Origin of the sequence: Pseudomonas sp. PA15(2017), assembly GCF_001945395.1 — a bacterium.
Taxonomy (GTDB): domain Bacteria; phylum Pseudomonadota; class Gammaproteobacteria; order Pseudomonadales; family Pseudomonadaceae; genus Aquipseudomonas.
In genome coordinates this window covers 171,650-197,814 of the sequence record NZ_MSXV01000002.1, presented here as the reverse complement: position 1 = coordinate 197,814, position 26,165 = coordinate 171,650, and the positions used below count along the sequence as shown (strand labels likewise).

Genomic DNA, 26,165 nt, shown 5'->3' with positions numbered 1-26,165 from the left:
TGCTCACCTGAAAGGTTGGTCGCGACCTTTCGAATCGTACAAAAGCAAACGCCCCGAACAATGTCGGGGCGTCTGATGGGATCACTACCTGCATCAGCGACTTTTCACACGCTCTGCGGTGGGTCCCATTTTTCATTCGCTGCCGACCAGCCCCGGCAGTTGCGCCGCCAGTTTGTCGATGTTGATCGGTGCGCGGATGAAGCCGCGCTGGGTGCCGTCCGGGCCGATGACGGCCAGGTTGCCGCTGTGGTCGACGAGGTAGTTTTCCTTGCTGGTATCGGCCGGGATATAGGGAATGCTCACTGCGTTGGAGAGTTTCTGGATGGTGTCCGGCTCGCCGTTCAGGCCCATGAAACCGGCATTGAAGTAGCCCAGGTACTTCTTCAATTGCTCCGGTGTATCACGGTTCGGATCGACGCTCACCAGCACGATGCGCAGGTTGTCCCAGGTCTCTTCCGGGATCTGCGTGCGCAGTTGGCGCAGTTGCGCCAGGGTCGCCGGGCAGATGTCCGGGCAGAAGGTGTAGCCGAAGAACAACAGGCTCCATTGATCCTTGAGCTGGCTGGTGGAGAAGCTCTGGCCGTCCTGGTCGAGGAAATCCAGGGCAGGCACCTGACGCGGCTGGGGCAGCATGACGATACCGGCGTCGAGTAACGCAGCGGCATCGTTGGACTTGCCGCGCAGCGCCTGGCTGGCGATCAGGCCGAGCACCAGGGCCACGGCAGCGATGAGGACGAATACGATGATGTGCTTGCGAGTCATGGTGGCCACGATGGTCAGGGTGAAGGGTATCGCCCTGCATGATCCGATTCCCCGGCTCGGCGGCGGGGTGTACCTGGGCGGCACAGGAATCGGCCATCTGGCGATGCGCAACGGCGAAAGGTACCAGATACGCAGCGCCAGGTGACCATCGATGCCTGCGGCGGGCTGTCACGCTGACAGCCCGCCGGGCACCTGGATCAGGCCGTTGCGCGGCGCATGCTCAGCGCGCGGCCCTCGAGACGACGGGTCAGGCCATGACGCTCGATCAGCAGCGCCCCGCCCTGCTGCTCGGCGGCACGGCCCCAGTCGTCGAGCAACTCCATGCAGGCATGGTCGACGTAGCTGAGCTTGTCGAGCGGCACGTGCAGGCGGGTGGTCGGCGCGATGCCTTCCAGCACGCTGGCCAGGTGCGGCACCTTGAGGAAGGTCGCCGAGCCGGTCAGGCGCAGCTCCGCTTCGTCAGGGCCGATCTCGCTGAGGCTGACCTTCAGGCGCGAGGCCTTGCCGGCCAGCTTGACCAGGGTCAGGGCGAAGCCGATCAACACGCCGGTCAGCAGGTCGACGGCAACGATGCCCAGGGCCGTGGCGGCATAGATGAATACCGGAGCGCGGCCATAGCGGCCCAGACTGCGGATGGCCTTGATATCGACCAGCTTGAAGCCGGTGTAAACCAACACGCCGCCCAGGCAGGCGATCGGGATGCTCTGCAGCACCGCTGGCAGCAGCATGACGAAGGCCAGCAGCCAGGCGCCATGGAAAATGGTCGACAGGCGCGTGCGGGCACCGGCCTGAACATTGGCCGAGCTGCGCACGATCACGCCGGTCATCGGCAATGCACCCAGCGCGCCGCAGAGCATGTTGCCGATGCCTTGGGCGGACAGCTCACGGTCGAGGTTGGAACGCGGCCCGTTGTGCATGCGATCCACCGCCGCGGCCGACAGCAGGGTTTCCGCACTGGCGATGAAGGCCACGACCACCGCCGCGAGAATGATGTGCGGGTTGGCCAGGTTGAGCAGGTCGGCCGGTTGCACCCAGTCGATGGCATCGCTCAGGGTTGCCGGCACCTCGACACGTGCCACGCCGAGCCCTAGCCACAGGCTGATCAGCGTCATCAGCGTCACGCCGATCAGCGCACCCGGCAGAAAGCGCAGACTCTGCGGCCGCAGCTTGTCCCACAGGAACATGCAGGTGATGGTGCCGAAGCCCAGCAACGCCGCCGCCATGGCACTACCGCCACCAAGGCCGGGAATCGCCTGGCGCAGGGTGTCGGGGAAGGCCAGCAGATTGTCCAGGCCGGAAGCCTGGGGCTTCACGTCGAACATCACGTGCAACTGCGACAGCACGATGAGAATGCCGATCCCGGCGAGCATGCCGTACACCACGGCCGGTGCGGTGACGCGAAACCAGCAACCCAGGCGCAAGCGCCCGGCGATCAGTTGCAGCAGGCCGGCGAGCAGCAGGATCGGCCCGAGCATGGCGATGCCGTGGGTGCGCACCAGCTCGAAAACCAGCACGGCCAGACCGGCCGCCGGGCCGCTGACCTGCAGGGGCGAGCCGGCCAGCCAGCCGACCACCAGGCCGCCGATGATGCCGGTGATCAGGCCCTTGGCCGGCGGCATGCCGGACGCGATGGCGATGCCCATGCACAGCGGCAGGGCGACGAGGAAAACCACGATGGACGCCAGGGCATCGCGTGGCAGAGCGGATTTGAATGAAGCGAGGGTCATGGTGCGGTCTCCTGCAGATCCAGCGCACGAAAGGTCATGACGATGAGCGCAGGCTCACCATCAGCAGGTGTAAGGCAGTCAAAACCCAAGAGGCTTGTTGCCAGGGGCCAGGCAACAAGCCCGAAAACGGCTGTCGATTGTGGGCGGTTAATCCGCGGGTCGATTCATGGCCACCGGGTGACGTCCTGTCATTAGCGTTACGAGGCCAGGTAACGGGCTCGCGGGCTGGCATTGGGGGTGGCTTCGCCATCGAGGGGCAGGAACTCGCCACGTTCGGCGTCGTACGCCTTGATGGTGCAGTTCTCGATGTCGTAGACCCAGCCATGGATGAACAGCTGGCCGGCGGCCAGACGTGCGGCGACAGAAGGATGGGTGCGCAGGTGATCGAGCTGGGCGACCACGTTTTCCTCGGTCAACACACCGAGTTCCTGGTGCTCGGCGCAGTTGCAGCTCTGCTGGGTGACGGTCTGGGCGACCTCGGCATGGCGCAGCCAGGCCTTGACGGTCGGCATGCGTTCGATGCTCTGCGGGTTGAGCACCGCCTTCATGGCGCCACAGTCGGAATGGCCGCAGATGATGATGTGCTGCACGCCCAGGCCCATCACCGCGTATTCGATGGCAGTGGAAACGCCACCGTTCATTTGGCCATAGGGCGGCACCACGTTGCCGACGTTGCGGGTCACGAACAGCGAGCCGGGGTCGCTCTGGGTGATCAGCTCGGGGACGATGCGCGAATCCGCGCAGGTGATGAACATGGCCCGGGGGCTTTGCTGGCGGGCCAGCTTGCTGAACAGCTCGCGCTGCTCGGGGAAGACATCGCTACGAAAACGCTGGAAGCCATCAAGCAGGGTTTGCAGGGCCTCTTCTGCACTCTGCTTGCCGGCTGCGGTGGGTGTGGCGGAACGGATGGAACGAATGCGCTCGCTCATGGTGCCTCCTGGGTTTCAGTCGTGATATTGACTTGCCATCTAATGGCAGTTTGATTAGTGACTATTCAGTCACATCGCAGACGAACTTACCCATGAAGGCTTAAACCAACCTTAATCGCAAGAAATGCGACCGATATCGGCAGAGCATTTGTAACGACATGCCACCAGGGCCAGATCCGTGACACGGCACAGCCAACCGCTCTAGCATGGGCCTGATAACGACCCATCTAAAAACCGACAGATGTCTTTCGTGTTACAGCGCGGCGCCTCTCATCAGAAATCGGCCGCGAGTGAGGTGAGCAAGGAATCGTCGCGAAACGTGCCACATCCCGCACCACCCAGCTGTGCAGGATGTGGACAGCGTTGCAGGGATCAGCCGCGGTGACGGCCGCGGAAGAAGTCGATCAGGCCCTGTGTGGAGCCATCCTCGGCAGCAACTTCATCGCTGCCGACCATGCGCGAATAGACGCCCTTGCCCAGCTCCTTGCCAAGCTCCACGCCCCACTGGTCGAAGGCATTGTTGCCCCAGATGACGCTCTGCACGAACACCTTGTGCTCGTACATGGCGATCAGTGCGCCGAGCCGACGGGGGCTGACGCGCTCCATCACCAGGGTGTTGCTCGGCCGGTTGCCGGGGATCACCTTGTGCGGCGCCAAGCGCTGCACATCGTCCTCGCCCATGCCCTTGGCACGCAGTTCGGCTTCCGCTTCCTCGCGGGACTTGCCGAGCATCAGCGCCTGGCTCTGCGACAGGCAGTTGGCGTACAGCCACTGGTGGTGATCGGCCACCGGATTGTAGCTGCTTACCGGCACGATGAAATCCGCCGGGATCAGTTGGGTGCCCTGGTGCAGAAGCTGGTGGTAGGCGTGCTGGCCGTTGCAGCCCACGCCACCCCAGATCACCGGGCCGGTGGCGGTGCTGACCGGCTGGCCATCGCCGCGTACGCTCTTGCCGTTGGACTCCATGTCCAGCTGCTGCAGGTGTTTGGTGATGTTACGCAGGTAGTGGTCGTACGGCAGGATGGCGTGGCTCTGGGCATTCCAGAAATTGCCGTACCACACGCCCAGCAGGGCCAGCAGTACCGGCATGTTTTCCTCGAACGGCGCGGTCTTGAAGTGCTCGTCCATACGGTAGGCGCCGGACAGCAGTTCCTTGAAGTTGGACATGCCGATCGACAGGGCGATCGGCAAGCCGATGGCCGACCACAGCGAGTAACGGCCGCCGACCCAATCCCACATCGGGAAGATGTTTTCCTCGCGGATGCCGAAGCCCACTGCCGCCTCGCGGTTGCTCGACACGGCGATGAAGTGGCGATACAGCTCGGACTCCGAACCGCCCTGGGCCAGGTACCAGCCGCGCGCGGCCTGGGCATTCTTCAGGGTTTCCAGGGTGCCGAAGGACTTCGACGAGACGATGAACAACGTGGTCTCGGCGCGCAGCTTGGCGACCAGTTCGTGGAACTCGCTGCCATCGATGTTGGCCAGGTAGTGGCAGCGCACGCCGCGCTGGGCGAACGGCAGCAGCGCCTCGGACACCAACTGCGGGCCGAGGAAGGAGCCGCCGATGCCGATGTTCACCACGTCGGTGATCGGCTTCTCGGTGTAGCCGCGCCACAGGCCGTTGTGGATGCGCCCGACCAGCTCGGTCATCTGCTGCAGCACGCGCTGTACTTCGGGAATGATGTCGACGCCGTCGACCTCGACCTTGTCGCCCAGCGGACGGCGCAGCGCGGTGTGCAGGGCCGGGCGCTTTTCGGTGTTGTTCAGCAGCTCGCCATCGAACAGCGCGCGGATGCCCTTCTCCAGCCCCACTTCACGGGCCAGGTTGACCAGCAGCTCGCGGGTCTCGGTATTGATCAGGTTCTTCGAGTAATCCAGGAACAGCCCGCAGCCGCTCAGGCTGAAGGTCTCGAAGCGCTTCGGGTCAGCGGCGAAGGCTTGGCGCATGCTGAAGCTGGTGAGGCGCTCACGGTGGGCAACCAGGGCCTGCCAGCTCGGCAGTTGGGTGACATCCAGCGATGAAGAAAGATACGGCATGAAGACTCCTTGGTTCGGGCCAGCCTCCTGGCCCTGCGAATTCGGTTGCAGGCGTTGAATGCGCGGCGGGCGTGGCAAATACTGCGTTGAAAATTGCCTGGCAGGCCATTGAAAAACTACCTACGTTGCCATCGCCTACGTTTTTCAAAAGCCTGCCAAAGCGCCTTGTTGTACCCTCAACGGCCTTACTGCGCCAGCTCATGCCGATACGGCAGTTGCGGGCCAACCCGTGAACACGTCAGCGCCGCCGCCTGCACGGCGAAGTCGAGCATCGCCGCGAGCGCCTCGCGCGACACCGCGGCCAGGCCAGCCGGGCTATCCAGCCCATGCTGCACCAGGTAAGCGATGATCGCCGCCTGAAAGGTGTCCCCGGCGCCCACGGTGTCACGGGTGACCACCTGGCGTGCCGGTACCGACCATTGCCCATGCTGCCGGCTGAACACGCTTGCCCCCTCGCTACCGCGGGTCAGGAACACCAGCTGGCAGCGCTGGGCCAGCCAGCGCTCGATGCTCGTCGACGGTGAGACACCGGGATACAGCAGTTCCAGGTCCTCCTCGCTGACCTTGATCAGATGCGCGTGGGCGGCAAAAGATTCAATTCGCTGCCGCCAGCGCTCGATATCGGGCGCCGGATTGAGACGCACGTTGGGATCCAGGCTGATCAGCCGCCGCCCGCTTTCGCGCTCGACCAGCGCCAGCAGGGTGTCGCCAACCGGCGCCACCACCAGCGAATAGGAGCCCACGTGCAGGCCGCTGACCGTCTCGTCGAGTAGCGGCAGGTGCCTGGCCAGCACCTGGCGATCGGCGCAGCCCTCGCCACGGAACATGTACTGCGGCGAGCCCTTGGCATCCAGCGCGACCATGGCCATGGTGGTCGGCGCGTCGCTGGCGATCAGGTAACGATCACTGACGCCTTCCTCGCTCAGCACCTGGCGCAGGCGCTGGCCGAGGTAGTCGCTGGAGATGCCGCCGAGTAGCGCCGACTCGACGCCGAGGCGGCGCAAGCCGACCGCCACGTTGAACGGCGAGCCGCCGGCCAGGGCCTTGAAATTCAGCTCGCTGCTACGCTCGCCGGGGTTGCAGAAGAAATCGAACAGGGCTTCGCCGCATACCAGGTACATGGGATCTCCGCGTCACGGAACAGGCGCATTCGCGCAGGAAAGGGGCCGGTGGCGACAGGCCACCGGATTGGATTATTGCAGCGCGCGAACCTGCTCGCGGTAGCGCTGGTAGACGCCTTCGTAGGCGCGGCTGCGCAGCTCGTCGGGCTCGGCGCGGCGAGCGTCATCGAGGCTCACGCAGCGCTCGCAAAGGCTTTGCAGGCTCAACGCCTCGCCGTGTTGATGGCTCACGCACCAGGCCGCCTGGATCGCCGCACCGAGCGCCGCCGCCTCGGTGTGCTGCGGGCAGGTCACCGGCGCGCCCATGATGTCGGCGACGATCTGCCGCCAGGTGGCGCTTTTCGCGCCGCCACCGATCAGGCGGATGCTGTCGCTGCGAATGCCGCTGTCCTTGAGCAGATCGAGGCCATAGCGCAGGCCGAAGGTGGTGCCTTCCACCACCGCGCGGCAGAGGTTGGCGCGGGTCAGGTTGTCGCTCGTGAGGCCGTGCAGGCTGGCGGTGGCCAGAGGCAGCGCCGGCACCCGCTCGCCATTGAGGAACGGCAGCATCAGCACGCCTGCGGCGCCGATGGGCGCCTCGCCGACCAAGGCGCCGAAAGTCTCCACATCCAGCCCCAGCAGGTCGCGGATCGCGCCGCTGGCGTTGGTCAGGTTCATGGTGCAGATCAGCGGCAACCAGCCACCGGACGACGAGCAGAAAGTCGCCACCTGCGGGTGTGGGCTGACGCGCGGTTGCTCGGCGTACGCGTATACCGTACCCGAGGTGCCGAGGCTCATGGTGATGGCGCCAGGGGCGATGTTGCCGGTGCCGATGGCGCCCATCATGTTGTCGCCACCGCCACTGGCGACCAGCGCCCAGGGGCTGAGGCCCAGGCGCTCGGCAATTTGCGGGCGAATCGAACCGACGCAACGTTCGGACTTGATCAGCTCCGGCAGCGCCCGCACCAGGGCGCCCTCGGGGTCGATCAGCTCCAGCAGTTCGGTATCCCAGGTACGTGTACGCACGTTGAAATAACCGCTGCCGGAGGCATCGCCGTACTCGGCGCAGGCGCGCCCGGTCAGCCAGTAGTTGAGGTAGTCGTGGGGCAACAGGATGTGGGCGATACGGCCGAACACCTCAGGGTGATGGTCACGGGTCCAGAGTAGTTTCGACACCGTGTAGCCCGGTGCGATGGCCACGCCCAGGCGCTCCAGCGAGCCGCTGTCACCGCCGAGAAAATTCAACAGGTGGGCGTTTTCGGCAGTCGATTCGGTGTCGCACCAGAGCTTGGCCGGGCGCAGCACCTCACCCTTGGCATCGAGCAGCACCAGGCCGTGCTGCTGGCCGGACACGCCGATACCGAGAATCTCGCTGCCCGCCACCCCGGCCTGCTGCAGGGCCTGGGCGGTGGCCTGCTCGAAGGCCAGCAGCCAGTCGGCCGGGTCCTGCTCGCGGCGGCCATTGGCGCCACTGATCAACCGGTGCGCCGCACTGCCCTCGCCAAGCACCTTGCCATTATCGATATCCAGAATCAGCGCTTTGGTGCCCTGGGTGCCGCAATCGATGCCGAGGTACATGGCTCAGTCACCCAGCAAGGTCTGCAGGGTGCGCGTCACGCCGAGCTTGCGCAGGCTGTCGTAGCACAGCTCGAAGGCGGTGACGAAAGCCGCCGATTGCGCGATGGCAGTGCCGAAGATCACCTCGACGCCAAGCACACGCTCGCGCACCTTGTCGTCATCGCTGACCAGCGCCTGGCAGAACGCGGCACGCGGATCGGGGATGCGGTAAGTGGTGCCGTTCTCGTCGACGCCCTTGAGGTACAGCGCCCATGCCGCGACCACCAGGGCCGCGCGTTCCAGCGGGCGACCGTCCTCGATCAGTCGGTTGATAGTCGGCACGATGAACTTGGGAAACTTCGACGAGCCATCCGAGCACACACGTTCGAGCTGGTCGGCGATGGCCTGGTTGGAGAAACGCTCGATCAGGGTGTCCTTGTAGCCTTCCAGATCGATGCCCGGCACCGCCGCCAGCTGCGGGGTCACGTCGAGGTCCATAAAAGTGCGCACGTAACGACGGAACAAGGGGTCATTCATGGTTTCGTGCACGTAGCGGTAGCCCTTGAGAAAACCCAGGTAGGTCAACGCCAGGTGGCTGCCGTTGAGCAGCTTGATCTTCATCTCTTCGTACGGCGTGACATCATCAGTGAACTGCACACCGACCTTCTCCCAGGCTGGCCTGCCATTGACGAACTTGTCTTCCAGCACCCATTGCAGGAATGGCTCGCAGACCACCGGCCAGGCGTCCTCGACGCCATGACGCTCGGCCAGCTGCGCGCGATGGGCATCGCTGGTCATCGGCGTGATGCGGTCGACCATGGCATTGGGAAAGCTCACGTGGCCGTCGATCCAGGTCGCCAGCTCGTGGTCGGCCAAGTGGGCGAAGGCCAGCAGTGCCTTGCGGGTCACTGCACCGTTGTGCGGCAGATTATCGCAGGACATCAGGGTGAACGCCGGTGTACCGGCGGCGCGCCGTTTGCCCAGCGCCGCACAGAGAAAACCGAACACGCTGCGCGGCGCCTCCGGGTGCGCCAGGTCGTGCTGGATATCCGGCAGGTGGGCCATGAACTCGCCGGTACTGTCGTCGATGCAGTAGCCGCCTTCGGTAATGGTCAGTGAGACGATGCGAATCGCCGGGTCGGCCAGTTTGTCGACCAGCGCGGCGGGCGAATCCTCGGCCAGTAACATGCCGTTGATGGCACCGACCACGCGCACTTCCAGGCCCGGCTGGTCGCCCAGCACCAGCATGGTGTAGAGGTGATCCTGCTCGGCCAGCGCCTGCTGCATGGCGCGATCTTCGCGGCGCAGGCCAATGCCGCAGATGCCCCATTCGCGCGCTTCGCCGCGGTTGAGCAGGGCCTCGGTATAGATCGCCTGGTGGGCGCGGTGGAAGCCGCCGACGCCGATATGGGCGATGCCCTGGCGCACGTCGGCGGGGTCATAGGCTGGCACGTCGATTTCGGGAGCCAGTGCGCAGAGGTTCTTGCGATTGAGTTTCATGGGGCGATTCCTGCGCGTCAGGCGGCCTGGCCGGCCTGGATGCGTTTGTCGATGGCCAGGCCATCGGCGTTGAAGACGTGGCAATGGGCCGGGTCGAAATCCAGCGCCAGGGCTTCGCCGTAAGCCGGCGAGAAGTCGCCGCGCACCCGCACGGTGAGGTCTTCCTCGCCGACGCGCACGTGGCAGAAGGTGTCACTGCCCAGGCGTTCGCTGACGTCGGCGGTGGCCTGCAGGCGGCCCTGCCCGGCCGGCACCACGTTGAGGTGCTCGGGGCGGATACCGAGGGTGATCTGGTCACCGTTGCCCAGGCCGGTGGCGGCCAGCGGCAGGTCCAACACTGCGCCGCAGGTCAGGCGCAATCGGCAGCGACCGCCGTCGACGCTTTCCACCTGACCACGCAGGAAACCCATCTTCGGCGTGCCGAGAAAGCCGGCGACGAACAGGTTCACCGGGTGGTTGTAAAGCTCCAGCGGCGAGCCGACCTGCTCGACGCGGCCGCCGTTGAGCACCACCACCTTGTCGGCCAGGGTCATGGCCTCGACCTGGTCGTGGGTCACGTAGATCATCGTCGCCTTGAGCTCCTTGTGCAGGCGCGCCAGCTCCAGGCGAGTCTGCACGCGCAGGGCGGCATCGAGGTTGGACAGCGGCTCGTCGAACAGGAAGATCTTCGGGTTGCGCACGATGGCGCGGCCAATGGCCACGCGCTGGCGCTGGCCGCCGGAAAGCTGCTTGGGCTTGCGCTCGAGCAGCGCACCCAGCTCGAGGATGCGCGCGGCATTGGCGACCTTCTCCTCGACCTCCCCCTTGCCTACCCGCGCCAGATCGAGGGCGAAGGACAAGTTCTTGCGCACCGTCATGTGTGGGTACAGGGCGTAGGTCTGAAACACCATCGCCAGGTCGCGCTTGGCCGGCGCAGTATCGGTGATGTCGGTTCCATCGAGGGTGATGGTGCCGCTGGAGACTTCCTCCAGCCCGGCGATCAGCCGCAGCAGCGTGGACTTGCCACAACCGGACGGGCCGACGAACACCACGAACTCACGGTTCTCGATATCCAGGTCGATGCCCTTGATGATCGCCGTGCCGTCGAAGCCTTTTTTCAGGTTGCGGATTTTCAAATCAGCCATGACGTAAATCCTCTTGAGGGGCTGTCGGTGTTTCTGCGCGAGTCGCGTTGCCGCGCCAAATGGTGTCAGGCGAGGCGCAGGACGCAGGTAATGGCCGCCCCTTATCAAGTCCTGCAACGAAGCCTGGCGCCATTTGCCGCGCAACCCGAAGGGACGAACCCGCTTTTGTACGGCCCGCCTTTACATAGTTGTTACCTGCAATGATCAAAATTCCTCCTTGCCGCTCTCGCCGTGCAAAAGCGGGATTCGTCGCGGCCGTGAAGAAGCATCGACAGCCCCTCACTTGACGGCGCCGAACGACAGACCACGCACCAGCTGCTTCTGGCTGATCCAGCCGAAGATCAGAATGGGCGCGCAGGCCAGGGTCGAAACGGCGGAAAGCTTGGCCCAGAACAGGCCTTCGGGGCTGGAGTAGGAGGCCACCAGCGCAGTCAGCGGCGCAGCGGCGGAGCTGGTCAGGTTGAGCGACCAGAACGCCTCGTTCCAGCACAGGATCAGCGACAGCAGCATGGTCGAGGCCAGGCCGCCGCGGGCGATGGGCAGCAGCACGCGAGCGATTTCCTGCCAGGTGGTGGCACCATCGAGCCGCGCCGCTTCGAGGATCTCGCCGGGAATGTCCTTGAAGTAGGTGTACACCATCCACACCACGATCGGCAGGTTGATCAGGGTGTAGATGACGATCAGCGCGATGCGCGAATCGAGCAGGCCGAACTGCTTGGCCAAGAGATAAATCGGCACCAGCACACCCACCGGCGGCAGCATCTTGGTGGACAGCATCCACAGCAGCGTGCCCTTGGTGCGCTTGGTCTCGAAGAACGCCATCGAGTAGGCCGCCGGCACCGCGATGAGCATGCACAGCAAGGTCGCGGCGAAGGAGATCAGCACCGAGTTCCAGGCGTAGGCGAAGTAATCGCTGCGCTCGTTGATGTGCAGGTAGTTCTCCAGGGTCGGGGTGAAGATGAACTGCGGCGGCGTGGCGAAGGCGTCCAGCTCGGTCTTCAGGCTGGTCAGCACCATCCAGAAGATCGGGAAGAAGATCAGCGCGGCCACGGCCCAGGCCAGCGTGCCGACCAGCACGCTTTGCAAGCGACGGGATTGCTTGAGAGTCAGCATGCTTCGCTCCTACTGCCGGTCGGTGAGGTTCTTGCCGATCATGCGGATCAGCACGATGGCGGCGATGTTGGCGATGACCACGGCGATCAGCCCGCCGGCGGAGGCCATGCCTACGTCGAACTGCAGCAGCGCCTGGGTGTAGATCAGGTAGGCCAGGTTGGTCGATTCGTAACCCGGGCCGCCGCTGGTAGTGGTGTAGATCTCGGCGAATACCGAGAGCAGGAAGATGGTTTCGATCATCACCACCACGGCGATCGGCCGTGCCAGGTGCGGCAGGGTCAGGTGCCAGAAGATGGCCAACGGGCCGGCACCGTCGAGGCGCGCGGCCTCCTTCTGCTCCTGATCCAGCGACTGCATGGCGGTCATCAGGATGAGGATGGCGAACGGCAGCCACTGCCACGACACGATGAGAATGATCGAGAACAGCGGGTGGTGCGCCAGCCAGTCCACCGGCTGGGCGCCGAAGAACTGCCATACGGCGGCGAGAATCCCCGATACCGGATGGAAGATCAGGTTCTTCCACAACAGCGCGCTGACCGTCGGCATGATGAAGAACGGCGAGATCAGCAGCACCCGCACGATGCCGCGGCCAAAGAACTCGCTGGCCTCCAGCAGGGCGGAGATCAGCACGCCGAACACCACGCTGATCAACAGCACGCTGCCGACCAGCAGCAGGGTGTTGCCGGCGCCGGACAGGAAGGCGGCATCGGTGACGAAGTATTCGAAGTTTTCCAGGCCGACGAAATCGTTCTCGCCGGGGTACAGCAGGTTGTAGCGGATCAGCGAGAAGTAGATGGTCATGCCCAGGGGCACGATCATCCAGATCAGCAGCAGAACCACCGAGGGGCTCACCAGGAACCAGCCGGGCGCCAGGCGCTTGCGCCGCGTGGCGACGGCTTCGCCTGCCGCGGACGCGCGGGAGTCGAGGGTTGTGTTATCCATGGGGGCTCCGCATGGGCGGTTGGGTATGACGGATCGGGCCGAGTGACCCAGGCGTCGTTCGATCACCCGCGGTGGGCCGCTGACTGCGGCTCACCGCAGGGCGTGCTTACTTCGGATACCCGGCGCGTTTCATTTCCCGCTCGGTGCTCTGCTGCGCGGCCTGCAGCGCCTGCTCGGGCTGCATCTGCCCGGTCAGGGCGGCGGCGAACAGCTTGCCGACGGCGGTGCCAATGGCCTGGAACTCGGGAATGGTCACCAACTGGATGCCCACGTACGGCACCGGCTTGGCGCTCGGGTCGGCCGGGTTGGCCTTTTTCAGCGAATCGAGGGTCACCTTGGCGAACGGCGCAGCTTTCATGTAGGCATCGCTGTAGGTCGAGGCACGGGTGCCTGGCGGCACGTTGGCAACGCCATCCTTCTCGGCGACCAGCTCCGCGTAGGCCTGCGAGGTGGCCCAGGCGCTAAAGGTCCTGGCGGCGTCCTTGGACTTGGAGCTGGTGGGGATCGCCAGCGCCCAGGAGTACAGCCACGAGGCGCCCTTGTCGGTAACCTGGGTCGGCGCGAAGGTGAAGCCCACCGAATCGGTGACCTTGCTCTGCGACGTGTCGGTAACGAACGAGCCGGCCACGCTGGCATCGACCCACATGGCGCACTTGCCGCTGTTGAACAGCGCCAGGTTCTCGTTGAAGCCGTTGCTCGAGGCGCCCGGCGGGCCATATTTCTTCATGGTGTCGACGTAGAAGTTCAGCGCGCTCTTCCACTCGCTGCCGGTGAACTCCGGCTTCCACTGCTCATCGAACCAGCGCGCACCGTAGGCGTTGGCCACGGTGGTGATCAGCGCCATGTTCTCGCCCCAGCCGGCCTTGCCACGCAGGCAGATGCCGTACTGGCCCTTGTCCGGCTGGTGCAGCTTGCCGGCGAACTCGGCCATCTGCTCCCAGGTCGGCTGCTCGGGCATCTTCAACCCGGCCTGTTCGAACAGGTCGGTGCGGTAATAGGTGATCGAGGCTTCGGCATAGAACGGCAGCGCATACAGCTGGCCGTTGGCCGACAGGCCTTCGCGCACGGAGGGGAACACATCGTCGAGGGCGTAATCGGCGGGCAGGTCCTTCATCGGCTCCAGCCAGCCCTTCTCGCCCCACAGCGCCGCTTCGTACATGCCGATGGTCAGCACGTCGAACTGGCCGCCCTGGGTGGCGATATCGGTGGTCAGGCGCTGGCGCAGCACGTTCTCTTCGAGCACCACCCACTTGAGCTTGATGTCCGGGTGCTGTTCTTCGAAGGTCTTGGCCAGGCGCTGCATGCGAATCATGTCGCTGTTGTTGACCGTGGCGATGGTCACGGTCTCGGCAGCCTGGGCGCCGACGGTCAGGGAAAGGCATGAAGCGGCTACGAATACTTTGAGCGTATGGTTCATGGTCTTGAACTCCTCTCCCTGGCCCGGTGAGCCTCGGGAGACGTTATTGTTTTTGTGGGCCGAACCGAATTACACCCCTAGCGCCGCACGCGAACAACGCCTCGACTGCACTGCAACCAATACTTTTTTGCACTGGCGGTAAAAGCATGGCTGCCGGTGAAAAGCCATCCGACACGTCAAGCACGACGTTTTCGGCTATTTCCCCACAGATTCGGGCGACGGAATCAGTACAGGTTTTGCGCAGTGATGCGCTGGGTAACCAGCCGTCGGTAGCCGCTGGGCGTCATGCCCTTGAGCTGCTGGAAGCGTCGGTTGAAGTTGGAAATGTTGTTGAAGCCGGACTCGAAACACACCTCGGTCACCGGCTTGTCGCTCTGGGTCAGCAGCTCGCAGGATTTACTCACCCGCATGCGATTGACGAACTCGACGAAGCCGCGCCCGGTGGCCTGCTTGAAGAAGCGCGAGAAGTAGGTGGGCGTCATCCCAAGGTACTCGGCCACTTCCTCCTGGCTCAGTTCCTGGGCATAGCGCTGGAAGATGTAGTCGACGGCGCGGTTGATACGGTCGACGTGGTGCTCGTCGGCCAGCTGCGCAGCGGTGCGGTCCGAGAGCAACTGGTACGCCTCGCAGCCGGCCAGCAACTCCATGAGGATGAAGAAGTGCCCCAGACGCGTCATGCCCTGGGAATCGGCGATGCGCTGCAGCAACTGGCGCGCCTCGGCAATGGTGTGCGGGCAACGGAACTCGATGCCGTACTGGGCACGGGCCAACAACGGCTGCAGGTCCTTGAGTTCGGCGAACACCGCGGTGCCGCTTTCCAGCACCTCGTCGGTGAAGTTGACCAGCATGTCGCGCTCGGCCACCGCTTCGCCCGGCGCCATCTGGCTGATCCAGTTGTGCGGCAGGTTGGGGCCGGTGAGAAACAGGGTGTCGGGGGAGAAATTGCCGATGTAGTCGCCGATGAACACCTTGCCGGCGCTGGCGACGATCAGGTGCAGCTCGTATTCCTTGTGGAAATGCCAGCGCACCAGCGGGCTGGGAAAACCGTGCTGGCGATAGATCAGCGAATGACCTTCGTGGTCATCCATCAGCTCATAGGACGGGTCGAGCGTTCTCTGCGATCGGGACATGGCGGGCCGGCATCATCTTATTCTTGTCGGTGATTGCCGGTTGGACACGCCTCATGTGCGGGCCAACCGACCGACTAAAGACCCTAGCACAGTCCAGCGGGTTCGCTCGCTGAACGCCGTTGGAGACGCAGGTCACAGACTGAAGCCTGGAAAGCGGAGTCAGCTCGTAGGATGGGTGAAATCCACCTTACGAGCTGATTTGGTCTAGCAGGGACTGAATTCTGTGGGAGCGGGCCGTAAGGTGGACGACGCGTCACCTACATGGCTCGCACTATCCTACGCGCCATCAACCCTGTGGATAACGCGGGCGCGGTGTGGCCATCGGCAGCGGGCCGTCACCGATCTGGCGGAACTCACCGGCCTCGGCATCGTAGGCCTTGATCTCGCTGCTTTCGATGTCATACACCCAGCCGTGGATGAACAGCTGGCCGGCCGCCAGGCGCGAGGCCACCGAGGGGTGGGTGCGCAGGTGGTCGAGCTGGGCCACCACGTTTTCTTCGGTGAGCACGCCCAGGGTGGTGTGATCGGCGCAGCCGCAGTTGTCGGCGACCACCGTCTTGGCCACTTCGGCATGGCGCAGCCAGGCCTTGACCGTCGGCATGCGTTCCAGGGTTTCCGGGTCGAGCACGGCCTTCATCGCGCCGCAGTCGGAGTGGCCGCAGACGATGATGTGCTGCACGCCCAGGGCGGCGACCGCATATTCGATGGCGGTGGACACGCCGCCGTTCATCTGGCCGTACGGCGGCACCACGTTGCCGACGTTGCGGGTCACGAACAGGTCGCCCGGCTCGCTCTGGGTGATCAGCTCGGGCACGATGCGCGAGTCGGCGCAGGTGATGAACATGGCGCGCGGCGACTGGGCATGGGCCAGCTTCTTGAACAGCGCCTGCTGCTGCGGGAACACATCCTGGCGAAAGCGCAGAAAGCCTTCGACCAGGTGATCCAGCGCCTCGGCGGCCGAAGCAGCGTTCTTGGGGTTGCTCTCGGCAGGACGACGATTACCAGGCATTAGCGTTACCTCGCTTACGGATGGGAGACGAAGCGTGCGACAGCGCACAGCTTCCCAGCCGGCAGGACTGCCGACAAGAGATCGGAGGATTTGACTGTGGCAAAACCACTCGAGACACGTCGGCGTGAAAAATCTCCACCCGACCGGCAATGTTGACCATTTTTTCGCCGTGTCGTGCACCGCGCTGACGATCCATGACCAGGCCGCTATCCAGCCTGGGTATCGCTACGCTCAACTCCAGGCTACAGAGGCGCGGACATCGCCATTGCGTGGCCCGGGTCAAGCGCAGCGCCCACGGGAAACCGCTGGTCAAGCAGCCATCAGAACAATCCCATCTGCTGCCCCGGCGGCGCGAACTGCGAGCAGTCCAGCACGCCACGCTTGCTGCCGTCGTAACCGTAGCGGCGGCGCGCCAGGCGAAAGCGCTGGGCCAGCAGCTCGGCGAAGTGCCCCTCGCCTTTCATTCGCGCGCCGAAGCGGCTGTCGTAGTTCTGCCCGCCGCGGGACTGGCGGATCAGGCTCATCACGTGCTCGGCGCGGTCGGGGAAATGGCTCTGCAGCCATTGCTCGAACAACTCGGCGATTTCCAGCGGCAAGCGCAGTAGTACGTAGCCAGCGGAACTGGCGCCGGCATCGCGCCCCGCTTCGAGCAGGCGTTCGAGCTCCATGTCGTTGATCATCGGGATCATCGGCGCAGCCATCAGGCCGACCGGCACGCCGTGCTCGTGCAGGGTTTTCATGGCCCGCAGTCGCGCCCTGGGCGCTGCGGTGCGCGGCTCCATGATGCGTTTGAGTTCGTCGTCCAGGGTGGTGACGCTGAACGCCACGCTGACCAGATTACGGCTGGCCAGCTCTTCGAGCAGATCCAGGTCGCGCAGGATCAGCGCGCTCTTGGTGATGATGCTCACCGGATGGCGATAGCGCAGCAGGATCTCCAGGGCCTGTCGGGTCAACTGGTGCTCGCGCTCGATGGGCTGGTAACCGTCGGTGTTGATGCCCAGGGCGATGGGTGCCGGTACGTAGCCCGGCTTGCTCAGTTGCTCTTCGAGGCGCTCGGCCAGGTTGGTCTTGGCGATCAGTTTGGTCTCGAAATCGATGCCCGGCGACAGGTCCCAATAGGCGTGGCTGGGCCGGGCGAAACAGTAGATGCAGCCGTGCTCGCAGCCGCGATAGGGGTTCACCGAGCGGTCGAAGCCCACGTCTGGCGAGCTGTTGCGGCTGATCACCGTCTTCGCCCGCTCGTGGCGTACCTCGGTGACGAAGGTCAGCGGCGTCTGTTCCTGATACCAGCCGTCGTCCTCGGCCTCACTGGTGGTGGGCGCGAAACGATTGTGCGGCTGGCTGGCGGTGCCGCGCCCGCGCGGCGCTGAGGTCGGGTTCATGGCTCAACTCGATAACTGTATATAAATACAGTATGTGGATTGCTTCCCCAGCACAAGCCGCGCTCGTCGCAACAGTAGCCTGAACCGTTCGTCGCCTGGCGCGGTCGCATTTGCACACACATCTGTGTCCTGCCGTACCGGAGCCTCCATGCCGCCCGTATCGACCTCTGCGTTGCCTTGCCTCGTCGCGGCCCTGCTGGCTCTCGCGCTGCTGGCTGGCTGCGCCGACGAGCCACCGCCTGCGCCGAAGAACCCGCGCGTAAAGGTGGCCACGGTCAGTCAGGTCGATTACGCGGCGGATGCCACCATCACCGGCGATATCCAGGCGCGCGTCCAGACCGATCTGTCGTTTCGCGTCAGCGGCAAGATCACCGAGCGCCTGGTGGACGTCGGCGATACCGTGAAGGCTGGCCAGATTCTGGCCCGCCTCGACCCGCAGGACCAGCGCAACGCGGTGCGCTCCGCCGAGGCCGCCGCCGAAGCCGCCCGTGCCCAGGTCAAGCTCAGCGCCGCCAACCTCTGGCGCCAGCAGCAACTGCTGCCCAAGGGCTATACCAGCCGCAGCGAATACGACAGCGCCGTGGCCAGCGATCGCAGCGCGCGCAACAGCCTGACCGCCGCCGAAGCACAACTGGCCGACGCCCGCGAACAGGCCGGCTACACCGAGCTGCGCGCCGAGAGCGACGGGGTGATCACCGCCCGCCAGGCCGAGGTCGGCCAGGTGGTGCAGGCGGCCACGCCGATCTTCGGCCTGGCCCGCGAGGGCGAGCGCGATGCGGTGTTCAACGTCTTCGAAGCACTGCTGGTCGAACCCGGCCAGCCGTTGCGCGTGAGCCTGCTGGACAACCCCGAGGTGGGCGCCAGCGGCACGGTGCGCGAGGTCAACCCACAGGTGTCGGCGCAGAGCGGTACGGTGCAGGTCAAGGTCGGCCTGGAGCAGGTACCGGCGGCGCTGACGCTGGGCTCCACCGTCAGCGCCCATGTCAGCAACCCGGCGGTACGCAGCGTCGAGCTGCCCTGGTCGGCACTCACCAAGGCCGAGCGCGAGCCGGCGGTATGGCGCCTGGGCGACGGCGATGTGGTGCAGTTGCATCCGGTGCAGGTCGGTCGCTACCTGACCGACAAGGTGATCATCCGCGCCGGCCTGCAGGACGGTGACCGCGTGGTGGTGGCCGGCGGGCAACTGTTGCACCCCGGCCAGAAGGTGGAAGTCGCCGAGGCCCACGAGCAGAATCCACGGCAGGAGCAGCAGCCATGAAGCGCGCGATGGCTTTCACGCTGGTTGCCGCGCTACTGGCAGGCTGCGCCGAAGACGAGAAACCCGAGCCGATCCGCCCGGTGCTGTACAGCGAAGTGCAGCAGCAGGATCAGCAGGTGCTCGGCCGCTTCGCCGGCACCATCGAGGCGCGGGTGCAGAGCACCCTGGGCTTTCGCGTCGGCGGTCGGGTCTCTCACCGCCTGGTGGACGCCGGCGCCGAGGTGCAGGCCGGCACGCCCCTGGCGACCCTCGACCCTACCGACCAGCAGAACGCCCTGCGCGCCAGCGAGGGTGACCAGGCGCGCAGCGAAGCGCAGTGGATCAACGCCCAGGCCAACGCACGCCGCCAGCAGGAGCTGTTCGACCGCGGCGTCGGTGCCAAGGCCACCCTGGAGCAGGCGCAAACCGAACTGAGCAACGCCCGCAGTAACCGCGACCAGGCCGCGGCCGCCACCCGCCAGGCCCGCGACCGCCTGAACTACGGCACCCTGAAGAGCGACTTCGCTGCGGTGGTCACCGCCTGGCACGTGGAAGCCGGCCAGGTGGTCGGCGCCGGCCAGGAAGTGGTCACCCTGGCCCGCCCGGACGTGCGCGAGGCGGTGTTCGACCTGCCCGTGGAGCTGGCCGACGGGCTGGACGACCAGGTGCAGTTCAACGTCGCCTCCCAGCTCGACCCGAGCATCGCCACCCGCGGCCAGTTGCGTGAACTGGAGCCCCGCGCCGACGCGGCCACCCGCACCCGCCGCGCTCGGCTGACCCTGGAAGAAACCCCGCCCGGCCTGCGCCTGGGCACCGCCGTGGCCATCAGCCTGACCCGCGCGCAGACCCCACGCAGCCTGCTGCCAGCCGCCGCCGTGCAGGAGGTCGACGGCCAGAGCCGCGTCTGGGTGATCGACACCGGGGCCAAGACCGTGCACTCGCGCAACGTGCGGGTGGTCGGCCGTGAAGGCGAACAGATCAGCGTCGAGGGCCTCTCGGCCGGCGACAAGGTAGTCAGCGCCGGCCTGAGCGAACTCAGGGACGGCCAGCAGATCCGCATCGATGAGGGCGTCGCACCATGACCCAGCAGGCGCCGCGCAAGGACGGCTTCAACCTCTCGGACTGGGCGCTGCGCCACCAGTCGTTCGTCTGGTACCTGATGTTCGTGTCGCTGCTGATGGGCGTGATCTCCTACATGAACCTGGGCCGCGAGGAAGACCCGGCGTTCACCATCAAGACCATGGTCATCCAGACCCGCTGGCCGGGCGCCACGGTCGACGAAACCCTCAACCAGGTCACCGACCGCATCGAGAAGAAGCTCGAGGAGCTGGACTCGCTGGATTACGTGAAGAGCTACACGCGGCCGGGCGAGTCGACCGTCATGGTGTTCCTGCGTGACACCACCAAGGCCGGCGACATCGACGGCATCTGGTACCAGGTGCGCAAGAAGATCGACGACATCCGCGGCGAGTTTCCCCAGGGCCTGCAGGGCCCGTCGTTCAACGACGAATTCGGCGACGTGTTCGGCTCCATCTACGCCTTCACCGGCGATGGCCTGAACATGCGCCAGCTGCGTGACTACGTGGAGCAGGTACGCGCCGAGATCCGCAGCGTGCCGGACCTGGGCAAGGTGCAGATGGTCGGCCAGCAGAACGAGGTCTTCTACCTGAACTTCTCGACCCGCAAGCTGGCCGCCCTGGGTATCGACCAGAGCCAGGTGATCCAGAGCCTGCAGGCGCAGAACGCGGTGACGCCCTCGGGGGTGATCGAAGCCGGGCCGGAGCGGATTTCCGTGCGCACCAGCGGCCAGTTCGCCTCGGAAGCCGACCTGCGCAACGTCAACCTGCGCATGGACGACCGCTTCTACCGGCTGACCGACATTGCCGAGATCACCCGCGACTACGTCGATCCGCCCCAGGCGCTGTTCCGCTACAACGGCAAGCCGGCCATTGGCCTGGCCATCGCCATGCGCGACGGCGGCAATATCCAGACCTTCGGCGAGGCCCTGCACGGCCGTATGGACCAACTGACCGCCGACCTGCCGGTGGGCGTGGGCGTGCACGTGGTCTCCGACCAGGCCGAGGTGGTGGAAGAAGCGGTCAGCGGCTTTACTCGCGCCCTGTTCGAGGCGGTGCTGATCGTCATGCTGGTGAGCTTCGTCAGCCTCGGCATTCGCGCCGGCCTGGTGGTCGCCTGCTCGATTCCGCTGGTGCTGGCCATGGTGTTCATGTTCATGGAATACAGCGGCATCACCATGCAGCGCATTTCCCTGGGCGCGCTGATCATCGCCCTCGGGCTGATGGTCGACGATGCGATGATCACCGTCGAAGTGATGGTCACCCGCCTGGAAAAGGGCGACTCACTGCACGACGCCGGCACCTTCGCCTACACCTCGACAGCCTTCCCGATGCTCACCGGCACCCTGGTGACGGTGGCCGGCTTCGTGCCCATCGGCCTCAACGCCAGCTCGGCGGGTGAGTACACCTTCACCCTGTTCGCGGTGATCGCCGTGGCGCTGTCGCTGTCCTGGCTGGTGGCCGTGGTGTTCGCCCCGGTGATCGCCGTGCACATCCTGCCCAAGCGCATGAAGGCCAAGGAGAGCGGCCCCGGTCGTATCGCCCGCGCCTTCGACAAGGGCCTGCTGCTGGCCATGCGGCACCGCTGGTGGACCATCGGCCTGACCATCGCCCTGTTCGCCGCCTCCCTGGCCGGCATGACGATGGTGCAGAGCCAGTTCTTTCCCGCCTCGGATCGCCCGGAAATCCTCGTCGACCTCAACCTGCCGCAGAACGCCTCGATCAACGAGACCCGCGCCCAGGTCGACCGCCTCGAAGCCACCCTGCAGGGCGACGAGGACATCGCCCGCTGGAGCACCTACATCGGCCAGGGCGCGCTGCGTTTCTACCTGCCGCTGGATCAGCAATTGCAGAACCCCTTCTACGCCCAACTGGTGATCGTCGCCCAGGACATCGATGCCCGTGATCGCCTGGTGGCCAAGCTCAACAAGCGCCTGCGCGAGGACTTCGTCGGCATCGGCACCTTCGTGCAGCCGCTGGAAATGGGCCCGCCGGTGGGCCGGCCGATCCAGTATCGGATCAGCGGCGCAGACGTCGACCAGGTGCGCAAGCACGCCCTGGAACTGGCCACCCTGCTGGACGAGAACCCGGACATCGGCGAGATGGTTTATGACTGGAACGAGCCCGGCAAGGTGCTGCGCATCGACGTCGCCCAGGACAAGGCGCGGCAGTTCGGGCTGTCCTCCGAAGACGTCGCCAACCTGCTCAACGGCATCGTCAGCGGCACCACGGTCACCCAGGTGAAAGACGACATCTACCTGATCGACGTCATCGGCCGCGCCGAAGACAGCGAACGCAGCTCGCCGCAAACCCTGGAAAACCTGCAGATCGTCAACCCCAACGGCGTGGCCATTCCGCTGCGTGCCTTCGCCACCGTCGGCTACGAGCTGGAGCAACCGCTGGTATGGCGCCGTGACCGCAAGCCGACCATCACCCTCAAGGCCGCGGTGGTCAGCGACATCCAGCCCACCGACCTGGTGGCGGACCTGGCGCCGGAGATCCAGAAATTCTCCGACGGGCTACCCAACGGCTACAGCGTCGCCACTGGCGGCACCGTGGAGGAAAGTGGCAAGGCCCAGGGCCCGATCGCCAGCGTACTGCCGCTGATGCTGTTTTTGATGGCCACCTTCCTGATGATCCAGCTGCACAGCGTGGCGAAGACCTTCCTGGTATTCAGCGTGGCGCCGCTGGGCCTGATCGGCGTGGTGCTGGCCCTGGTGCCGACCGGCACGCCCATGGGCTTCGTGGCCATCCTCGGCATCCTCGCGCTGATCGGCATCATCATCCGTAACTCGGTGATCCTGGTCACCCAGATCGACGAGTTCGAGCGCGCCGGCGACTCGCCCTGGCAGGCGGTGATCGACGCCACCCACCACCGCCGCCGGCCGATCCTGCTGACTGCCGCCGCCGCCAGCCTGGGCATGATTCCCATCGCCCGCGAAGTGTTCTGGGGGCCGATGGCCTACGCCATGATCGGCGGCATCTTCAGCGCCACCCTGCTGACATTGCTGTTCCTGCCGGCGCTGTATGTGGCCTGGTATCGCATCGAGGAGCCGAATGGCGAGCAGCGGGAGGATGCACCGGCTTGAGGTGAATGTCCTGTCGAGTACTGTCAGTAAGATCGGCGGTGCTCGATAGCTCCTTCGCGGGCATGGCCCGCTCCTACAGAGGTGATTCGTCGCTAAATTGCCTGCACCCACAGATCCCCAAGTGGGAGCGAGGGGATGCATTGGGGTAAGTTCAACCGGCGCGCCGCTAGCAAGCCCGTGTTCATTCAGCAAAGGTCAGCGATGCTCGATAGCCCCTTCGCGGGCATGGCCCGCTCCCACAGAAGTGGTTCGTCGCTAAATTGCCTGCACCCATAGATCCCCATGTGGAAGCGAGGGGATGCATTGGGGTAGGTTTGAACCGGCGCACCGCTAGCAAGCCTGTGTTCATTTAGCAAAGGTCAGCGATGCTCGATAGCTCCTTCGCGGGCATGGCGCGCTCCCACTGGATCTGAGGGCAACGCCAAACCTGTGGGAGCGGGCCATGCCCGCGAAAAATTAGGCAGTCACCTCAACCCTGAAGCCAGACCGCATTCCAAAATGGGTAGTCACCAATACGCCTGACCAACCCAGCCCGCAGCGGATTGGCTACGATATAGCGTGCAACACCCTGCAAATCCTCCTCACGCCGCAAGCCATGGTCGTGGAACCCGGCCACCCAGATTCCCCTCTCAGAACCGACGCACCTTCCCGCCATCCGACTGCTCGACGATTTCAGCCGATTGATCAGCGCAGCCAGGCTGTCCACCTCGCCCAGCTGAATCAGCCAGTGCGCATGATCTGGCATCAACACCCAGGCGAGCATATGGCTGTCACAAAGGAGCCTTGGAGTTTCAAAGCAGCGAGCCGCCGCACAGCCCGCAGGAAAATGGCTGAACACCGGGGTGCGGTCACGGGTGATGGTGGTGATCAGATAGGCCGCTCCGGGACAAGAAGCGCGGCCTCTGCGCAGGGCGCGATAGCCCGGTCTGGATGACAACAGCATGAATCGACCTCCGTGTTGATTCAGTGATGCCAGTGTAGTGCTCGCTATTCTTTCGCGCTCATGGCGCGCTCCCACAAAATGTGTGGCAGCCATACGATCTGTGGAGGCGGGCGGGAACGCCTAGTTCATGCCCGCGAAAAACCTCAGTCGCCCCGCGCCCGCTTCAGCCGATAGGCGAACTGCGCCCGGCTCAGCCCCAGCATGCGGGCGGCCGCAGCCAGGTTACCGGCGCTGCGTTGCAGGGCTTGCTCGAGCAGCTGGTTCTCCACGGTCTCCAGCGACAGGCTGGCGTCGGGCAGGTCTGGGCAGCCGAGCCGCGTCAGCAGGTCCACCTCGCCGGGCCGCTCCTGGTGCTGCACCAGCCGCCCCTGCTGCAGCAGCGAATAGAATTCGGCCGGCAGTTCTTCATCGCGAAACAGGTGGTTGAGGTCGATGGGGGCGCCTTCGTTACTGGCGATCACGCCGCGTTCGATCAGGTTCTGCAACTCGCGGATATTGCCGGGGAAATCGTAGTTGAGCAGCGCCTTGATACCGCGCATGGTCAAGCCAGCCGGTGTGCGCCCATAACGCTCGCAATAACGGCGCATGAAGAAGTCCACCAACAGCGGAATATCGTCGCGCCGTTCGCGCAGCGGCGGGATATGGATCGGGTAGACATTGAGGCGGTAGTACAGGTCTTCGCGAAACTCGCCACGGCGTACGGCGGCACGCAGATCCACATTGGTCGCCGCGATCACCCGCACATCGACGTTGATCACCGAAGTACCACCGACCCGCTCGATCTCGCGTTCCTGCAGCGCACGCAGCAGCTTGCCCTGCCCCGGCAGGCTGAGGCAGGCCACCTCGTCGAGAAACAGCGTGCCGCCTTGTGCGCGCTCGAAGCGGCCGGGCCTCGAATGGCTGGCACCAGTGAAGGCGCCGCGCTCGACGCCGAACAATTCCGCCTCGATCAGGCTCTCGGCGATGGCCGCGCAGTTGAGCGCCACGAACGGCCCGTCGCGGCGCTCGCTCATGCGGTGCAGGTTGCTGGCGAACAGCTCCTTGCCGACCCCGGATTCGCCACCGAACAGCACCGTGGCCGGCGTACGCGCCACCCGCTGCAGCGACTGAAAGGCGGCGTTGAACGCAGCCGAGGCGCCGATCATGCGACCTTCATCGCCCTCCCCGGCACTAGCCGGTAACGGCCGATAAGAGGCGCGCTCCAGGCGGCTGTGCTCGCCCTCCTCGGCCGAGGCGTTCAGGTAGCGCAGATCTTCGTCCACATCGCCCCACAGCTCGGCGGTCTTGCCCAGCACGCGGCACACCTGGCGGCCCATGGCCCGGCATTCCACCTCGCGAAACACCACCAGGCGGCCGAACAGACCGCTCACGTAGCCGGTGGCGTAACCCAGCTCCATCCAGCAGGCCGGGTCGTTGCCGATGCCGTAGGCGGCGATGTGTTCGTCGTCCTCGTGGGCGTGGTGCCAGAGAAATTCGCCGTCATAGTGACCGCGGTCGACATCGAATTCGAAGTGCAGCGGCTCGACCTTGACCATACCCTCCAGCCCATGCAGGCGGATGCCCGCGGCGAAGATCGACGCTGGCTCGGCGTCTGCCCAGCGCTGCTGCACCAGCCGAGCATCCCGGGCGCCGGACAGGTATCCGGCGCGGGTCAACAGTCCGCGGGCGCGCTCCAGGCCAAGGCTGTCGATCAGCTCGCGGCGCAGCGCACCCAGTGCTTCGCAGTGCAGCAGCACCATGCGCTGGTCGTTGAGCCAGATGCGCCCGTCACCCGGCGAGAAGAACAGACACTCGGTGAGGTCGCGCAGGGTCGGGGAATTCTCCCAGTCCAGCGCGTCGCTGGCACCACGGTAGTGCGGCGTTTCAGTGATCTGCAGGGCATCCAGGGATATGCGACGGCTATCGGCCATGCACGGCTCCTCGCTTGCGCAATTCATCAGATCGGCATGGCAAAACGGCTCCTCGACTTACTCATTTGCTCAAACGTGAGCAGCTGAAATCGATGCCTGACCAACCTGAAAACCCCGACGAACGCGCCCAGCTTATTGAAATTGTTATGAATTATCCAAATCGCTCAGCGCTGCCACATGG

At 65.0% G+C, this 26,165-nt stretch carries 19 protein-coding genes; 3 read left to right on the top strand and 16 right to left on the bottom strand.

Going from position 1 to position 26,165, the window contains the following annotated elements:
• Positions 1–132: 132 nt before the first annotated feature.
• The 14 genes from BVH03_RS01230 to BVH03_RS01165 all read right to left on the bottom strand — a co-directional run bounded on the left by BVH03_RS01230 (position 133) and on the right by BVH03_RS01165 (position 17,729).
• A complete protein-coding gene (locus BVH03_RS01230; RefSeq protein WP_075959493.1) occupies positions 133–762 on the bottom strand; it encodes an SCO family protein in 630 nt (209 codons plus the stop codon).
• 197 nt (positions 763–959) lie between these two features.
• Positions 960–2,489 carry a SulP family inorganic anion transporter gene (locus BVH03_RS01225; RefSeq protein ID WP_075959492.1) on the bottom strand — a complete coding sequence of 510 codons (1,530 nt, stop codon included), beginning with the start codon at positions 2,487–2,489 and terminating at the stop codon, positions 960–962.
• Positions 2,490–2,686: 197 nt separating this feature from the next.
• Positions 2,687–3,418 (bottom strand): carbonic anhydrase, encoded by a 732-nt coding sequence (locus tag BVH03_RS01220; protein ID WP_075959491.1) that lies wholly within the window; start codon positions 3,416–3,418, stop codon positions 2,687–2,689.
• A 372-nt stretch (positions 3,419–3,790) separates the two neighbouring features.
• Positions 3,791–5,455, bottom strand: a complete 1,665-nt coding sequence (gene pgi / locus BVH03_RS01215) for a glucose-6-phosphate isomerase (RefSeq protein ID WP_075959490.1) — start codon at positions 5,453–5,455, stop codon at positions 3,791–3,793.
• A gap of 185 nt (positions 5,456–5,640) precedes the next feature.
• Positions 5,641–6,576, bottom strand: coding sequence for a carbohydrate kinase (locus BVH03_RS01210; protein ID WP_075959489.1), 936 nt, complete (start codon positions 6,574–6,576; stop codon positions 5,641–5,643).
• Positions 6,577–6,648: 72 nt separating this feature from the next.
• Entirely contained in the window at positions 6,649–8,133 is a 1,485-nt protein-coding gene (gene xylB / locus BVH03_RS01205; RefSeq protein ID WP_075959488.1) for a xylulokinase, read from the bottom strand.
• 3 nt (positions 8,134–8,136) lie between these two features.
• Entirely contained in the window at positions 8,137–9,612 is a 1,476-nt protein-coding gene (locus BVH03_RS01200) for a mannitol dehydrogenase family protein (RefSeq protein WP_075959487.1), read from the bottom strand.
• A 17-nt stretch (positions 9,613–9,629) separates the two neighbouring features.
• Entirely contained in the window at positions 9,630–10,736 is a 1,107-nt protein-coding gene (locus BVH03_RS01195) for an ABC transporter ATP-binding protein (RefSeq protein WP_075959486.1), read from the bottom strand.
• A gap of 279 nt (positions 10,737–11,015) precedes the next feature.
• Positions 11,016–11,849: a carbohydrate ABC transporter permease gene (locus BVH03_RS01190; RefSeq protein WP_027904257.1), complete on the bottom strand. Its 834-nt coding sequence runs from the start codon at positions 11,847–11,849 to the stop codon at positions 11,016–11,018.
• 9 nt (positions 11,850–11,858) lie between these two features.
• Positions 11,859–12,791: a carbohydrate ABC transporter permease gene (locus tag BVH03_RS01185; protein ID WP_075959485.1), complete on the bottom strand. Its 933-nt coding sequence runs from the start codon at positions 12,789–12,791 to the stop codon at positions 11,859–11,861.
• Positions 12,792–12,897: 106 nt separating this feature from the next.
• Positions 12,898–14,208, bottom strand: coding sequence for a sugar ABC transporter substrate-binding protein (locus BVH03_RS01180; protein ID WP_075959484.1), 1,311 nt, complete (start codon positions 14,206–14,208; stop codon positions 12,898–12,900).
• Positions 14,209–14,432: 224 nt separating this feature from the next.
• The gene (locus BVH03_RS01175; protein ID WP_075959483.1) at positions 14,433–15,338 is read right to left on the bottom strand and encodes an AraC family transcriptional regulator; all 906 of its coding nucleotides are present in this window, start codon (positions 15,336–15,338) and stop codon (positions 14,433–14,435) included.
• A 286-nt stretch (positions 15,339–15,624) separates the two neighbouring features.
• Complete coding sequence (locus tag BVH03_RS01170; protein WP_075959482.1) at positions 15,625–16,347, bottom strand: carbonic anhydrase; 723 nt, start codon at positions 16,345–16,347, stop codon at positions 15,625–15,627.
• A gap of 320 nt (positions 16,348–16,667) precedes the next feature.
• The gene (locus tag BVH03_RS01165; RefSeq protein WP_075959481.1) at positions 16,668–17,729 is read right to left on the bottom strand and encodes a PA0069 family radical SAM protein; all 1,062 of its coding nucleotides are present in this window, start codon (positions 17,727–17,729) and stop codon (positions 16,668–16,670) included.
• 148 nt (positions 17,730–17,877) lie between these two features.
• On the opposite strand from BVH03_RS01165, the gene BVH03_RS01160 reads away from it, so the two are divergent.
• From BVH03_RS01160 to BVH03_RS01150, 3 genes are read left to right on the top strand one after another with little or no spacing between them, the layout of a single operon-like run.
• The gene (locus BVH03_RS01160) at positions 17,878–18,987 is read left to right on the top strand and encodes an efflux RND transporter periplasmic adaptor subunit (protein WP_075959480.1); all 1,110 of its coding nucleotides are present in this window, start codon (positions 17,878–17,880) and stop codon (positions 18,985–18,987) included.
• Positions 18,984–20,048 (top strand): efflux RND transporter periplasmic adaptor subunit, encoded by a 1,065-nt coding sequence (locus BVH03_RS01155; RefSeq protein ID WP_075959479.1) that lies wholly within the window; start codon positions 18,984–18,986, stop codon positions 20,046–20,048. The genes BVH03_RS01160 and BVH03_RS01155 overlap by 4 nt, the downstream gene beginning before the upstream one ends.
• Entirely contained in the window at positions 20,045–23,131 is a 3,087-nt protein-coding gene (locus tag BVH03_RS01150) for an efflux RND transporter permease subunit (RefSeq protein ID WP_075959478.1), read from the top strand. Before BVH03_RS01155 ends, BVH03_RS01150 begins: the two co-directional genes overlap by 4 nt.
• A 469-nt stretch (positions 23,132–23,600) precedes the next feature.
• Here the strand turns inward: BVH03_RS01150 and BVH03_RS01145 are convergent, their stop codons facing one another.
• Positions 23,601–24,074: a transposase gene (locus BVH03_RS01145; protein WP_075959477.1), complete on the bottom strand. Its 474-nt coding sequence runs from the start codon at positions 24,072–24,074 to the stop codon at positions 23,601–23,603.
• A gap of 143 nt (positions 24,075–24,217) precedes the next feature.
• Entirely contained in the window at positions 24,218–25,984 is a 1,767-nt protein-coding gene (locus tag BVH03_RS01140; protein WP_075959476.1) for a sigma-54-dependent Fis family transcriptional regulator, read from the bottom strand.
• Positions 25,985–26,165 lie beyond the last annotated feature (181 nt).